The organism is Actinomadura citrea, assembly GCF_013409045.1.
GTDB lineage: Bacteria > Actinomycetota > Actinomycetes > Streptosporangiales > Streptosporangiaceae > Spirillospora > Spirillospora citrea.
On the sequence record NZ_JACCBT010000001.1, the window covers coordinates 7,499,047 to 7,512,928 of the forward strand.

Annotated in this window: 12 protein-coding genes; 9 read left to right on the plus strand and 3 right to left on the minus strand. The window is 72.9% G+C overall.

Annotated features, from left to right (window positions below; genetic code table 11):
- Positions 1 to 17 precede the first annotated feature (17 nt).
- Together BJ999_RS34260 and BJ999_RS34265 are read right to left on the minus strand one after the other, a co-directional pair.
- Complete coding sequence (locus BJ999_RS34260; protein ID WP_179837097.1) at positions 18 to 1,142, minus strand: mandelate racemase/muconate lactonizing enzyme family protein; 1,125 nt, start codon at positions 1,140 to 1,142, stop codon at positions 18 to 20.
- Positions 1,143 to 1,172: 30 nt separating this feature from the next.
- A complete protein-coding gene (locus tag BJ999_RS34265) occupies positions 1,173 to 2,231 on the minus strand; it encodes a LacI family DNA-binding transcriptional regulator (RefSeq protein ID WP_179837098.1) in 1,059 nt (352 codons plus the stop codon).
- Positions 2,232 to 2,373: 142 nt separating this feature from the next.
- Here BJ999_RS34265 and BJ999_RS34270 point away from each other — a divergent pair, with 142 nt between their 5' ends.
- The 9 genes from BJ999_RS34270 (at position 2,374) to BJ999_RS34310 (ending at position 12,863) form a co-directional block, all read left to right on the plus strand.
- On the plus strand, positions 2,374 to 3,243 hold the full coding sequence (locus BJ999_RS34270; protein ID WP_179837099.1) for an ABC transporter permease: 870 nt from the start codon (positions 2,374 to 2,376) through the stop codon (positions 3,241 to 3,243).
- Between the two features lie 113 nt (positions 3,244 to 3,356).
- Positions 3,357 to 4,379: an ABC transporter substrate-binding protein gene (locus BJ999_RS34275; RefSeq protein ID WP_179837100.1), complete on the plus strand. Its 1,023-nt coding sequence runs from the start codon at positions 3,357 to 3,359 to the stop codon at positions 4,377 to 4,379.
- 20 nt (positions 4,380 to 4,399) lie between these two features.
- Positions 4,400 to 5,209: an ABC transporter ATP-binding protein gene (locus tag BJ999_RS34280; protein WP_229809960.1), complete on the plus strand. Its 810-nt coding sequence runs from the start codon at positions 4,400 to 4,402 to the stop codon at positions 5,207 to 5,209.
- A gap of 58 nt (positions 5,210 to 5,267) precedes the next feature.
- Positions 5,268 to 6,419 (plus strand): Gfo/Idh/MocA family protein, encoded by a 1,152-nt coding sequence (locus BJ999_RS34285; protein WP_179837102.1) that lies wholly within the window; start codon positions 5,268 to 5,270, stop codon positions 6,417 to 6,419.
- Entirely contained in the window at positions 6,416 to 7,531 is a 1,116-nt protein-coding gene (locus BJ999_RS34290) for a dihydrodipicolinate synthase family protein (protein WP_179837103.1), read from the plus strand. Before BJ999_RS34285 ends, BJ999_RS34290 begins: the two co-directional genes overlap by 4 nt.
- Positions 7,531 to 8,361, plus strand: a complete 831-nt coding sequence (locus BJ999_RS34295; protein ID WP_179837104.1) for a sugar phosphate isomerase/epimerase family protein — start codon at positions 7,531 to 7,533, stop codon at positions 8,359 to 8,361. Before BJ999_RS34290 ends, BJ999_RS34295 begins: the two co-directional genes overlap by 1 nt.
- On the plus strand, positions 8,358 to 9,647 hold the full coding sequence (locus BJ999_RS34300) for a purine-cytosine permease family protein (protein ID WP_179837105.1): 1,290 nt from the start codon (positions 8,358 to 8,360) through the stop codon (positions 9,645 to 9,647). The genes BJ999_RS34295 and BJ999_RS34300 overlap by 4 nt, the downstream gene beginning before the upstream one ends.
- 125 nt (positions 9,648 to 9,772) lie before the next feature.
- On the plus strand, positions 9,773 to 11,866 hold the full coding sequence (locus tag BJ999_RS34305; RefSeq protein WP_179837106.1) for a PQQ-dependent sugar dehydrogenase: 2,094 nt from the start codon (positions 9,773 to 9,775) through the stop codon (positions 11,864 to 11,866).
- Positions 11,867 to 11,927: 61 nt separating this feature from the next.
- Positions 11,928 to 12,863, plus strand: a complete 936-nt coding sequence (locus BJ999_RS34310) for a LamG domain-containing protein (RefSeq protein ID WP_179837107.1) — start codon at positions 11,928 to 11,930, stop codon at positions 12,861 to 12,863.
- Between the two features lie 79 nt (positions 12,864 to 12,942).
- Here BJ999_RS34310 and BJ999_RS43270 read toward each other — a convergent pair whose 3' ends face one another.
- On the minus strand, positions 12,943 to 13,869 hold the full coding sequence (locus tag BJ999_RS43270; RefSeq protein WP_179837108.1) for a WD40 repeat domain-containing protein: 927 nt from the start codon (positions 13,867 to 13,869) through the stop codon (positions 12,943 to 12,945).
- Between the last annotated feature and the right edge of the window lie 13 nt (positions 13,870 to 13,882).

The following is a 13,882-nucleotide window of genomic DNA, read 5'->3' on the forward strand; positions in this document are numbered from 1 at the left end:
CTCCGGACGCCGAGCGGTCAGAGGACGTCCACCGCGAGGTCGCGGACGGTTCGCTCGTCCACCTCGACGCCGAGGCCGGGGGCGTCGGGGACGCGGGCGGTGCCGTCGCGGATCTCGACCGTCGGCCCCGCGTACGGGGAGTCGATGAACTGGCGGCCGTTGAGGTCGACCGGGGTGTCGATGCCGAAGGCCGAGAAGAGGTGCAGGGACGCGGCGAGGCCGAGGTCGGAGTCGGTGAGGCCGGAGCCCATCAGCGCGACGCCGCAGTCCTCGGCGAGGGCGCACAGGCGGCGGGACAGGGTCAGGCCGCCGGTGCGCTGGACCTTCGCGATGGCGACGTCGACCGCGTCGAGGCGGACGAAGGTCGCCAGGTCGGATGGGTGGCGCAGGCTCTCGTCGAGGGCGACCGGGATCGGGCATGCGTCGCGGAGGCGGCGCAGGCCCACGATGTCGTTGGCGGGGAGGGGCTGCTCGAACGCGGTCACGCCGAGGTCCTCCAGGCGGCGCGCCAGCGCGAGGGCCGAGCGGACGGTGTAGCCCTGGTTCGCGTCCACCCAGAGCGCCGCGGCGTCACCCGCGTGGAGCCGGACGGCCTCCACGACGTCGGCGTCCTCGGGGCCCAGGCCGACCTTGACCTTGAAGGCGCGGTACCCCAGGCCGCGGCCCTCGGCGACGCTGTCGGCCACCTCGGCGGAGGATCGGCCGGAGACGATCCACCCGAGATCGATCGTCTCCCGTCGGCGCCGGCCCCACATGACGCCCAGCGGGACGCCGGCGGCGCGGCCGAGGAGGTCGTGGAGGGCGACGTCCACGGCGGACTTGGCCAGCGGCGCGCCGATGCTGAAGCCCCGGTTGACGGCCCGGTCGAAGGCGGTCGTCACGCCGTCGAGGTCCCAGGCGGGACGGCCGGTGATCGCCGGCGCGAGGTACCGGTCGATGGTGGTGACGATGGACTCGGCGGTCTCGTACGTCCAGGCGGGGATGGGGGTCGCCTCGCCCCAGCCGTGCGCGCCCTCGGCGCTGACCTTGACCAGGACGCGCAGGCTGGGCCGTCCGGCGACGGCGACCGCGCCGCCGGACACCCCGAACGAGCGCCGGGTGGGCAGCGCGACGCAGAACGTCTCGATTTTTTCGATCTTCATTCACGCCTCCGGGAAGCGGGCGCCCGCGGCTCAGCCGGGCGGTGCGGTGCTGGCGCGCAGCACCACCTCGCCCGCGACGCGCTCGATGCGGCTGCGGCGGGTGGCGGGCTCGCGCAGGGCCAGTCCCATGACGCGCTCCCCCATCGCGTTCAGCGGCAGCGCGACGGTGGTGAGCGCCGGGGTCAGGTCGCGGACGATCGAGATGTCGTCGAATCCGGCGAGCGACATCTCCCCCGGCACTAACACGCCGTGGTCGCGCAGCGCGGCGAGCGCGCCGACCGCCATCACGTCCGTGACGGCGAACACGCAGGTCGGACGGTTTTCGCGGCGGAGCAGCTCGGCCGCCGCCCGGTAGCCGCCGTCGCGGGTGAAGGGGGCTTCGACGATGTGCTCGGGCGCGACGCGGACGCCCGCGTCGGCGAGCGCCTCGGTGAACCCGCCGAGCCGGTCGTGGACGGTCGTCAGGGCGCGCGGGCCAGTCAGCACGCCGAAGCGGCGGTGGCCGAGGTCGAGCAGGGCGCGGGCGAGGGCGGCGGCGCCCTCCCGGTTCTGCGGCAGGATGGCGTCGACCTTGAGGCTGCGGTGCCGGCTGAGGACGGCGACGCGACCGCCGGTGCGCTGGTAGGGGTCGAGCTCGGCGGCCATCGCCCGCTCCCACTCGCGGTCCTCGAAGCCGGAGCCGATGAGCAGGATCGCGCGGGCACGCTGGGCGCGCAGCATCGCCACGTACTCGACCTCGCGCGCCGGGTCGCGGAACGTGCTGGCGAGCATCACCAGCATCCCGTACTCGGCGGCGGTGCGCATGACGCCGCGGGCCACGGCGGCGAAGTAGGGGTCGCTGACGTCGTGGCAGACCACCCCGACGGACTTGCTGGAGGAGCTGGCGAGCGCCTGGGCGTGCGCGTTCGGGGTGTAGCTCAGCTCGGCCGCCGCGGCCAGGACGCGTTCCCGCAGGTCGGCGCGGACCTGCGAGGTCCCGTTCAGGACGCGGGACGCGGTGGCGAGCGAGACGCCGGCATCCCGCGCGACGTCCTGCAGGGTCACGTACGCTCGGTCGCCGGTGCGCTCCCCCTCGGCCGCTTCCGTCATCCCCGCCCCCCTCGGCCGGCACGGGCCCTCGCGGCGGGTTCCTGACGAAGACCCTCTTGACCGCGGTGCGTGCCGGTTCTTACGGTACATCAGAAAGCGCTTTCTGAACGCGCTTTCCGAACCACCCCGTCCGGAGGAACCCATGGTGAGTCAGGGTACGACGGCCGCACCGCCCTCGGCGGACGCGGCGGGCGTCGTGGAACGCGCCAGGCCCGGCGCGGGCGAACGGATCCGCGACGGCCTGGAACGGTCGTGGCGGCCGGTCGCCCTGCTGGTGGCCTGCTTCGCCGCGTGGTGGGCGATCAGCGCCTTCAAGCTGGTCGAGGCCTACCTCGTCCCATCGCCCGGCGCGACGCTGCGGCTGATGGGCGACAAGTGGGGCTACATCTGGCACCACACGTGGGTCACCACGTACGAGACCCTGATCGGCTTCGCGCTCGCGGTGCTCATCGGCGTCGCGTCCGCGGTGCTCATGGTGTACTCGTCCACGGTCGAGCGCACCCTCTACCCGATCCTGCTGTTCGCGCAGGTCGTCCCGAAGATCGCGATCGCCCCGCTGTTCGTGGTGTGGCTCGGCTTCGGCATCGGTCCCAAGATCGTCGTGGCGGTGCTGATCGCCTTCTTCCCGGTGGTGATCTCGATGGTCGCCGGGCTGAAGGCGGTGGATCCGGAGATGCTGCAACTGTCGGCCACGATGGGCGCGAGCCCGATGGCCACGTTCAGCAAGATCCGGCTGCCGGCGTCGCTCCCGCACCTGTTCTCCGGCCTGAAGGTCGCGGTCACCCTGGCCGTCACCGGCGCCGTGGTCGGCGAGTTCGTCGGCGCGAACGAGGGACTCGGCTACGTGATCCTGCAGGCCAACGGCAATCTCGACACCCCGATGCTGTTCGCCGGGCTGCTGGTCATGTCGGCCATCGGCGTCGTGCTGTTCGTCGTCGTCGAGGTCGCGGAGAAGCTGCTGCTGCCGTGGCACGCCAGCCGCCGAGGCGACGCCGTCACCACGACCTACTGACGGCGCCCCACGCGCCCCCCGCCACCCGAACCGCCCGCCCGGAATCCGCCGGACGGGACGTCCCGACAGACCAACGGCCGAGAACAACCCACCCCCTTACGGAGGGCCGCCTCATGAAACTCCGCACCCTCGCCATCGCCGTCATGGCTCCGGCCCTGGCACTCGCCGGCACCGCCTGCGGCGGTGACTCGGGCGAGACCACGAGCGCCTCGGGCAAGAAGCTGACCAAGGTCACGCTGACCCTGAACTGGTACCCCTACGGCGAGCACGCGCCGTTCTACTACGGCAAGAAGAAGGGGATCTTCGAGAAGCACGGCATCGACCTGGAGATCAAGGCGGGCCAGGGCTCGCAGAAGACCGTCCAGGCCACCGGCGCCGGGCAGACCGACTTCGGCTGGGCCGACACGCCCGCGCTGCTCGCCGCCGTCGACAAGGGGATGCCGGTCAAGAGCATCGGCGTGTTCCTGCAGACGACGCCCGCGTCCGTGCAGTCGTTCACCTCGGCCGGGATCAAGAAGCCCGCCGACCTGAAGGGCAAGAAGATCGCGGGTACGGCCGGGGACGCGCTGGCGCGCACCTTCCCGGTGTTCCTGCAGAAGAACGGGATGAGCGCGAGCGACGTCCCCGTCCAGAACACCGACCCGGCCGGGAAGATGGCCGCGGTGCTGGCCGGGAAGACCGCCGGGCTCATGGGCTTCGCGAACGACCAGGGCCCGACGATGGCCGCCAAGTCCGGCAAGCCGGTCTCGTACCTGCGGTACTCCGACTTCGGGCTGAACTTCTTCTCCAACGGCCTGCTGGCCGGCGAGCGGAAGCTGAAGAGCGACGCCAAGCTGGTCAAGGAGATGGTCGCGGCCACGAGCGAGTCGTGGACGGCCGCGGAGTCCGACCAGGCCGGCGCCGTCGCGAGCATGGCGGGCGCGTCCGAGCAGCTGCCGCCCGAGAAGGTGCTCACCGAGCAGTTCAAGACCACGCTGACGCTGCTGCACACCCCCGCGACGCAGGGCAAGGCGCCCGGCGTCAACTCCGAGGACGACTGGAAGCAGACGATCGCCACCTTCCAGCAGGCGGGGGTCATCGGAAAGGCGCAGGCGCCCTCGGAGTACTGGCAGGCGTCGGCCGCGCCGCAGACGTGACGGGACGAGCGATGAGGATCATGAGCGAGAAATCCACCGCGAAGCCGGACACCGGCCGGGAGACGGCCGTCAGCCTCGACGAGGTCGCGGTCCGGTTCCGCACCCGCAAGCGCGACGTCACCGCCCTGCGCGAGGTGTCGCTGGACGTCCCGATGGGCGAGTTCGTCGCGATCGTCGGACCGTCCGGCTGCGGCAAGTCCACGTTGCTGAAGCTGGTCGCGGGGCTGCTGAAGCCCTCGACCGGGGACGTGCGGCTGCGCGGGGACGAGGTCAAGGGGCCCCGCCACGACATCGGCTACGTGTTCCAGCGGGCCGCGCTGCTGGAGTGGCGCAGCGCCCGCAAGAACATCCTGCTCCAGGCGGAGATGCGCAAGATGCCGTCCGAGCAGGCGCGCAGGCGGACCGCCGAGCTGATCGAGATGACCGGCCTGAAGGGCTTCGAGGACGCGCTGCCGCACGAGCTGTCCGGCGGCATGCAGCAGCGGGTCGCGCTGTGCCGGGCGCTGCTGCACGAGCCGCGCGTCCTGCTGATGGACGAGCCGTTCGGCGCCCTCGACGCCCTCACCCGCGAGCAGCTCAACATCGAGATGAACCGGATCTGGCGGGAGACGGGCACGACCGTCCTGCTGGTCACCCACTCCATCGCGGAGGCCGCCTACCTGGCGAACCGCGTCGTGGTGATGACCGACAGGCCCGGATCGATCGCCGAGATCATCGACGTCGACCTGCCCGCGGAGCGCGACTACGCAGCCACGATGGCCCGCCCGGAGTTCGCCCGCGTCACCAACCGCGTCCGGGGACTTCTCGGCGCGGGCGGCGCGGCCGACTGACCGGCGCGCCGCAGAGGGCGCGCCGCACAGGACATACGACAGGCTAGGAAGGAACGGGATGGCACGCAGGTCCATCGGGATCGTCATGAACGGCGTCACCGGCCGCATGGGGTACCGCCAGCATCTACTGCGCTCGATCCTCGCGATCAGGGAGCAGGGCGGGGTCCGCACCGCCGAGGGCACCGTGCTGTGGCCGGAGCCGGTGCTGGTGGGACGCAGCGAGACCAAGCTGCGCGAACTGGCCGAACGGCACGGGCTGACGGCGTGGACGACCGACCTGGCCGAGGCGCTGGCGCGTCCGGGCACCGACATCTATTTCGACGCCCAGGTCACCGGCGCGCGGGTCGAGGCGATCCGCGCGGCGGTGGCCGCCGGCAAGCACATCTACACCGAGAAGCCCCTCGCCGAAGACCTCGACGAGGCGCTCGCCCTGGCCCGGCTGGCCGACGAGGCGGGGGTCAAGCACGGCGTGGTGCAGGACAAGCTGTTCCTGCCGGGGCTGCTCAAGCTCAAGCGGCTGGTGGACGGCGGGTTCTTCGGCCGGATCCTGTCGGTGCGCGGCGAGTTCGGGTACTGGGTGTTCGAGGGCGACTGGCAGGAGGCCCAGCGGCCCAGCTGGAACTACCGCGCCGAGGACGGCGGCGGCATCATCCTGGACATGTTCTGCCACTGGCGGTACGTGCTGGACGGGGTGATCGCGCCGGTGCGGTCGGTGCAGGCACTCGGCGCGACGCACATCGGCGAGCGGGTGGACGAGCACGGCAAGCCCTACGAGGCCACCGCCGACGACGCCGCCTACGGGATCTTCGAGCTGGAGGGCGGGATCGTCGCCCAGATCAACTCCTCGTGGGCCACCCGGGTCTTCCGCGACGAGCTGGTGGAGTTCCAGGTCGACGGCACCGAGGGCTCGGCGGTCGCGGGACTGCGGCGGTGCCGCGTCCAGCACCGCACGATGACGCCGAAGCCGGTGTGGAACCCCGACCTGCCCGCCACCGAGGACTTCCGCTCCCAGTGGCAGGAGATCCCCGACAACACCGAGTTCGACAACGGATTCAAGACCCAGTGGGAGATGTTCCTGCGCCACGTCGCCGACGACGGCCCCTTCCCCTGGGACTTCTACGCCGGAGCGCGCGGCGTCCAGCTCGCCGAGCTGGGCCTCCGGGCGTGGCGGGAGGGCCGCCGCCTCGACGTCCCGGAGCTGACGCCATGAAGATCGATCTGCCCGGGGCGCCCGGCTACGCGATGAGCGAGCCGCGCACCTACAAGCCGCCCGCCGGGCCCGCCACGTCACGCGTCGCGTACGCGGCCGCGCACGTGGTGGCGGGGGACGAGTCACTGGACTGGGACACGACGCTGGCGTTCCGCCGCCACCTGTGGTCCCACGGGCTGGGCGTCGCCGAGGCGATGGACACCGCCCAGCGCGGCATGGGCCTGGACTGGGCGACGACCCGCGAGCTCATCGTGCGGAGCGGTGAGGAAGCGCTTTCAGCAGGAGGCCGGATCGTCTGCGGAGCGGGCACCGACCAGCTCCCCGCCGGACCGGCGTCGCTGGAGGAGATCGCCGCCGCCTACGAGGAGCAGCTCGCCGTCATCGAGTCCGTCGGCGCGGTGCCGGTGCTGATGGCGAGCCGGCACCTGGCCGCCGCGGCGAGCGGCCCGGAGGACTACGCCGCCGTATACGGGCGGCTGCTCGCCCAGGCCGGGCGTCCGGTCGTGCTGCACTGGCTGGGCCCGATGTTCGACCCGGCGCTGGAGGGCTACTGGGGCTCGTCCGATCTGGACGTGGCGTCCGGCGCGCTGCTCGCCCTGATCGGCGAGCACGCGTCCCGGATCGACGGAGTGAAGATCTCGCTGCTGGACGCGGGGCGGGAGATCGACCTGCGCCGCCGGTTGCCGTCCGGGGTCCGGCTCTACACCGGGGACGACTTCAACTATCCGGAGCTGATCCGGGGCGACTCCGAGGGGCACAGCGACGCGCTGCTCGGGATCTTCGACCCCATCGCGCCCGCCGCCGCGGCCGCCCTGCACGCGCTGGACGACGGCGACACCGCGTCCTACGAGGAGATCTTCGGCCCCACGGTGCCGCTGGCCCGGCACCTCTTCGAGACCCCCACCTACTACTACAAGACGGGTGTGGTGTTCCTGGCCTGGCTGACCGGCCACCAGCGGCACTTCCGGATGGTCGGCGGGCTGGAGACCGCGCGCTCGGTGCCGCACATGACCGGCCTCTTCCGGCTGGCCGACGCCGCCGGCCTCTTCCCCGACCCCGACCTCGCGGCGCACCGGATGCGCGCCTGGCTGACCGTCCAGGGAGCCGCGTGATGAGGTTCAGCCTCAACCAGTGGACGACCAGGCACTGGCCCCTGGCCGAGCTGGCCGCCGGCTGCGCGTCCGCCGGGGTGAGGGGCGTCGGGCTGTGGCGCGAGCCCGTCGCCGAGTACGGCCTGGCCCGCACCGGCAAGCTCATGCGCGACCACGGGCTGGCGGTCACGTCCCTGTGCCGGGGCGGCTTCTTCCAGGAGCCGGACGCGCTGGAGAACAACCGCCGCGCCGTCGAGGAGGCGGCCGAGCTGGGCGCGCCGGCCCTGTGCCTGGTCAGCGGCGGCCTGTCGGACGGGTCCCGCGACCTGGACGGGGCGCGCTCGCGCGTCGCCGACGTCCTGGCCGAACTCGCGCCCTACGCGGGCGAGCACGGCGTCCAGCTCGCGATCGAGCCGCTGCACCCGATGTTCTGCTCGGACCGCTGCGTCGTCTCCACCCTCGGGCAGGCGCTCGACCTGGCGGCGCCCTTCCCGTCCTCCCAGGTGGGCGTCATGGTCGACACCTACCACCTGTGGTGGGACCCGGCGGTGTGGGACGGCATCGCCCGCGCCGGCGCCGAGGGGCGGATCTCGCTGTTCCAGGTCGCCGACTGGATCACGCCGCTGCCCGAGGGCGTCCTCACCGGGCGCGGCATGCTCGGCGACGGGTGCGTCGAGCTGCGCCGGTTCCGCGAGGCGGTGGACGCCACCGGCTACACCGGCCCGATCGAGGTGGAGATCTTCAACGACGCGTTGTGGGCCATGCCGGGCCCCGACGCCCTCGCCCTGACGATGGCCCGCTACGAGGAGCACGTCTTCGAGGGACACGTCTTCGAGGGACACGGGGCGTGACGTCCGCTCCGGCGCGCCCGCGCACGTCCGGATCCGGCGGCGGCCGGACGTGGCGGGCGGCGTCCGGGGCGTGGCTCGGGATCGGGACGGCGCCGGGCGCGCTCGTCCTCGGGGCGCAGGTCGGCGGGCGGCACGGCGGCGCGCTGCCCGTCCCGGTCCTGGTGGTCGGCGGGGCCGTCATGGCCGCGCTGCTCGCCGCGCAGGGACGGCTCGGCCTGCGGGAGCCCGCAGGGGAGAACGCCGGCATGGCCGACCTCGCGCCCCGCTACCTGGCCCCGGTCGCCGAGCGCGCCTTCACCGCGCTGCTCGCGGTCGCGATGGTCGGCTGGTTCGGGTTCAACGTCGGCCTCGGCGGGGCGGCCGCCGCGGCGCTCGGCGGCGTCCCGGACGCGGTCGGCGTCGCGGTGCTGACCGTCCCCACGGTCGCGGTGCTGGTCGCGGGCGGCGGGCGGTGGAACGCGGTCGCGGTCGCCACCACCCTCACCGCGGTCGCGCTGATCGGCATCGTCGCGGTGAAGCTCGCGCCGCCCGCCTCGCCCGCCTCGCCCGTCTCGCTCGCGCGGGACGGGCCGCCCGGCGTCCTCGCCGCGGACCTCGCCGGGTACATCGGGTACGTGTCGGTGTTCGCCGTGCGGGCCCCCGACTTCACCGTCGGCCTGCGCGGCCGCCGCGACCTCGCGGCCTGCGTCGCGCTGCTCGTCGTCCCCGCCCTGGCGGCCTCCGTCGTCGGCGCCGGGGTCGCGGCGGCCAGCGGCTCCACCGACGTGGTCGCCGTCCTCGCCGGCCCGGACGGGCTTCCGGCCGCCAACCTGTTCGTCGCCGCCTCGGTCATAGCCCCGACCCTCGCCGCCGTCCACTCCGGCGCCCTGGCCGCCAACCGCTTCCTCCCCCATCCCCCACCCGGCACCGCCCCGGCGGACGGCGCCGCCGGGGGGCCGCCAGGAGGGCGTCGGGGGCGGATGGAGGGGCGGCGGGTCGTGGCGGTGCTGGCGATCGCGGTGCCCGGCGCGGTGCTCGCGGCGCTGCGGGTCGACCGGATGCTGCTCGAATGGCTGACGGTGCTGGCGGCGGCGCTGCCGGCGCTGGTTCCGCCGATGGCGGCCGAGTTCGGGCGGAGGCGGCGCGGGCGCGCGGGACGGCCCGTGGCGACGTGGATCTGGGCGCCCGGTGCCGCGGTGGCCGTGACCCTGACCCTGGCCGGGCATGCCGCCGCCGCCCCCGTGGGTCTCATCGTGTCCACAGGCGCGACGCTGGTCCACGCGTGGTTCCGTCGCGAGCGGTCGTGACGGGATGTCCACATCCGGCTGGCCCGAAATTGATCCTTGACGTCGGGCGAGGCCGGTCGTACCTTCTGGAAAGCGCTTCCAGAAAGCGCTTTCCTGCCACCGATCCCCACCCTAGGACGGCTGGAATGCGAAGAAAGCTCAGCTGGTGTCTCCTCACGATCGCGGCGCTGCTGCTGCCGCTGCTCAGCGTCCCCCCGGCGGCGCAGGCCCGGGACGACGCCCCGATCCTCGACCCGATCCCCGACGACCCCGCCCCGTCCGGCCTCGGCCTCGTCCTCCAGGAGGTCGCGCAGCTGCCGAAGTCGACGCCGACCGGCACCCCCACCGACCCGCGGCTGCTGCGGTGGAACCGCATCAACCACGTCGGTGAGGTCCCCGACCACTCGGGCCGCCTGTACGTGCCCGACCTGAACGGCAACCTGTACCTGCTCGACAAGAAGACCCGCACCCCGCACGTCTACCTGGACGTCGCCGCCACGTTCGCGCCCGACTTCTTCTCCCAGGCCGGACTCGGGCAGGGCTTCGGATTCGTCGCGTTCCACCCTGACTTCCGCAAGAACGGGAAGTTCTACACCACGCACGTCGAGGCGGGCGAGGCGCTGAAGACCAAGACGCCCGACCTCACCCCGCAGCCGAAGACCGGCTACCACGGCGTCATCGACGAGTGGACGGCCACGAACCCCGAGGCCGACACCTTCTCCGGGACGCATCGCGAGATCCTGCGCGTCGGCTTCGCCGGGCGCATCCACAACCTCCAGCAGATCGACTTCAACCCGAACGCCCGTCCGGGCGACGCCGACTACGGCAAGCTCTACGTGTCGGTCGGCGACGGCGGCAACGGCAACGTCGGCGACAACGGCGGCGACCCGCAGAACCTCGGCGTCCCGCAGGGCAAGATCCTGCGGATCGACCCCGCCGGGAACGACAGCGCCAACGGCAGGTACGGCGTCCCCGCCGACAACCCGTTCGCCGGGCAGGCCGGCAAGCTCGGCGAGATCTACGCCTACGGCATGCGCGACCCGCACCGGTTCAGCTGGGACACCGGCGGGAAGCACCGGCTGTTCCTCGCGCACATCGGCGAGCACGAGATCGAGTCGATCCACGAGCTCTACCCGGGCGCGAACATCGGGTGGAGCGAGCGGGAGGGCGCGTTCACGTTCCGCAAGGACGACCGCTGCCACCTGTACCCGCTGCCGGCCGACGACGCCAAGTACGACTACGAGTACCCGCTCGCGGCCTACGACCACGACCCGCCCGCCGACTGGAACTGCAGCAGCGACGTCGGCCACGCCATCTCCGGCGGCTACGTCTACCGGGGCGCGAGGCTGCCCGCGCTGCGCGGCAAGTACCTGTTCACCGACATCGTGGACGGCCGGCTCATGTACACCGAAGAGTCGGAGATGAAGCACGACGCGACCGGCACGAACCGCGCCCAGATCTACGAGATGGCGGCCTACGACACCTCCGGCAAGCCCGTCACGATGCGGGAGCTGGCCGGTGACCAGCGCGTCGACCTGCGGTACGGGTCGGACGGCAAGGGCGAGCCCTACCTGCTCGCCAAGGCCAACGGCAAGATCTGGAAGGTCGTCGGGACCAAGCGGGTCGCGTCCGGAGCGGCGGGCCCCGTCCGCGTCGGGAACGCGATGAACGCCGCGAACTGGACGCCCGTCACGCCGTCCAAGTGGCAGTTCCCGGGCGACCAGGTGATCCTGGCCGAGGCCGGCGAGCAGCGTCCGGGCCCGCGCCGCCCGTTCGAGTACGCGGTGCTGAACAAGGGCCCCGCGCTCACCTCGACGCAGATCGACGCGCAGGTGCGGCTGGACACGCCGGTGTCGGTCAGCAACCGGGACGTGATCGTCATCTTCGGCTACCAGGACGACACGCACTACTACTACACCCACCTCTCCAGCGACAACACCATCTACCCGCACAACGGGATCTTCCTGGTGAACGGCGCCGACCGGCTGCGCATCGACCAGCAGTGGAACGCCAACCGGTCGCACGGCGCCCCGCCGGCCATCACCGACGAGGCGTGGCACCGCGTCCGGGTCGACCGCCGAGCGGACACCGGCGAGACCGCCGTGTACGTGGACGGGTCCTCCCGGCCGGTCTTCACGGCCGTCGACAAGACCCTCGGCTCCGGCCGGGTGGGCTTCGGCTCGTTCGACAACATCGGCCGGCTCCGCGACCTGACGGTCCGCGGAACCCCGGCGAAGTAACGGCCTCCTCCGGGCGGGCGCCGCGACCCGGCGCCCGCCCGGAGGGCCTCAAGGAGTCGACATGATGATTCGCCGCGGCACCGCCGCACTCACCACCGCGCTGCTGGGCGCCTCTCTCTGCGTCGCCGCAGCCCCGGCCCACGCCTCGACCGGCGGCGTCTTCCCGCCCCTGAAGAAGAACCTCATCTCCTACTACGACTTCGAGCACCCCGTCCCGGGCGACCCGTCCCGCGAGGCCGACCGCGGACGCTCCGGAACCACGATCAACCTGATCAACGGCGGCGCGGCCATGCGGGTCCGGGACGGCGCGCGGCGGCACGCCGTCCAGCTCGGGCAGGTCGCCCCGTCCGCGAAGGGCAACGACGACTGGAAGGCGGGGGTCTACTCCGCGCCCGGCGTCCCGTCCCTGCACGCGTTCAGCTCCGCCAAGGGCGCGACCCTCGCGGGCTGGATCAAGATGACCGGCACGAACCCGAGCCCCAACACCGAGACGTCCAACCCGAGCGACGTCTACAACGCGATCGGCCTGTCCGGCCTGCTCACCGGGGACTCCGACGGCCACGCCGTGCGCGCCCTGCTGGAGATCATCGAGGTCTCCGGCACCCTGCACGTCGTCGCGCTGGGCCGCCGCGTGGACGGTTCGAAGTCCCAGACGTTCGCGGCGAGCGAGGACTGGCAGAGCATCCTCCCCCAGAACACCTGGGTGCACCTCGCAGCGACGTTCGACTACGACACCGGTGCGATGGCGCTCTACAAGGACGGCAGGCCGCTGGACGGCTTCTACACCACGGCCGGGGACCCGTGGGGCCTCGAAGGCGCCCCCGAGCCCGACGTCACGTCCGCCACGGACCCCCGCGGCATCAAGATCGGCGGGAGCTACCCGCAGAACACCGCGGAGAAGAACCCCTGCAACTGCCGCATGGACGGCCTGATGTTCCTCGACCGCCCCCTCACCCCGAAGGAAGCGGCCATCCAGTACAAGTTCGCGAACCGCTGACCCCCGCCGCCGGCGCCCCCTGGGCGCCGGCGGTCCTTCTCTTCACTCGACATCAGGGCCGGGTCACCACCCGGCCCTTTCACGTGCACAGGCGGGCGGTGTAGAGGGCGGTGTCCGTGGCGGCCAGGAGGGTGCCGTCGGGGGCCAGGGCCAGGTCGTTGGCCGGGGTCGGCAGCTTGATGCGGTGGGACGGGGTCGGGACGGCGGCGTTCCAGGCGACGAGGGTGTCGGGAGCGTCCCGGAGGGCGGCGGCCACCAGGAGGTGACCGTCGACCAGGCCGCCGGCCACCTGGTCGCAGGGGGCCGGTGTGGACAGGGTCGCGAGGCGGTCGCCGTCCAGGCCCTGCACGCCCAGGCCCTCCGGGGTCGGAGAGAGGAGGACGAGGCCGTCCGGGGACGGGGTGAGGGTCGCGGCGCCGGAGGGGGCTGCGGCGATCTCCTCGCCGCGTTCGAGATCCAGGAGCCTGACCGTGGAGTCGCCGGTCAGGCCGGTCAGGCCGGTGAGGGCGGTGAGGGCGCCCGTCGCGGGCGTCGCGTGCAGGAGCCTGCGGCCGAGGGCGCTGTGGTGGCCGAGCCAGAGGCGGAAGTCGGCGAGGCGGTCGCCCGTGAGGGCGTCCCACACGGCGACCTCGGCGTCGTTCGCGGGACCGAAGACGGCGACGACCGCGCCGCGGCCGTGGTGGACGGTGAGGCCGAGCAGGTCCGGGTGGGCGTCCAGGGCGAGTTCGCGGCCCGTGCCGAGATCGTGGACGTGGAGGCGGTCGCGGTGCGTCCAGGCGACGGTCGGCGACCCGGCGAGGAGGCCGAACGCCCAGTCGGCACGATCGGCGGGGAAGTCGGGGATCGGCGGGCCGAGCGGCGCGCCGGCCGCCAGGTCCCACGCCTGGCCGGTGTTCACGCCCTGCCCGACCCGGGAGGTGAACGCCAGCGACGGACGCTCGGCGGTGGCGGCGACGCCGTCGAAGGACCCTCGCGCCAACGGGTCCGCCAGCACGCTTTCCGGCATGCGTCGGAGCGTA

Coding starts and splice junctions, on each gene's coding strand:
- BJ999_RS34260 (WP_179837097.1), bottom strand. CDS start 1,142: ATGAAGATCGAAAAAATCGAGACGTTCTGCGTCGCGCTGCCCACCCGG.
- BJ999_RS34265 (WP_179837098.1), bottom strand. CDS start 2,231: ATGACGGAAGCGGCCGAGGGGGAGCGCACCGGCGACCGAGCGTACGTG.
- BJ999_RS34270 (WP_179837099.1), top strand. CDS start 2,374: ATGGTGAGTCAGGGTACGACGGCCGCACCGCCCTCGGCGGACGCGGCG.
- BJ999_RS34275 (WP_179837100.1), top strand. CDS start 3,357: ATGAAACTCCGCACCCTCGCCATCGCCGTCATGGCTCCGGCCCTGGCA.
- BJ999_RS34280 (WP_229809960.1), top strand. CDS start 4,400: ATGAGCGAGAAATCCACCGCGAAGCCGGACACCGGCCGGGAGACGGCC.
- BJ999_RS34285 (WP_179837102.1), top strand. CDS start 5,268: ATGGCACGCAGGTCCATCGGGATCGTCATGAACGGCGTCACCGGCCGC.
- BJ999_RS34290 (WP_179837103.1), top strand. CDS start 6,416: ATGAAGATCGATCTGCCCGGGGCGCCCGGCTACGCGATGAGCGAGCCG.
- BJ999_RS34295 (WP_179837104.1), top strand. CDS start 7,531: ATGAGGTTCAGCCTCAACCAGTGGACGACCAGGCACTGGCCCCTGGCC.
- BJ999_RS34305 (WP_179837106.1), top strand. CDS start 9,773: ATGCGAAGAAAGCTCAGCTGGTGTCTCCTCACGATCGCGGCGCTGCTG.
- BJ999_RS34310 (WP_179837107.1), top strand. CDS start 11,928: ATGATGATTCGCCGCGGCACCGCCGCACTCACCACCGCGCTGCTGGGC.
- BJ999_RS43270 (WP_179837108.1), bottom strand. CDS start 13,869: ATGCCGGAAAGCGTGCTGGCGGACCCGTTGGCGCGAGGGTCCTTCGAC.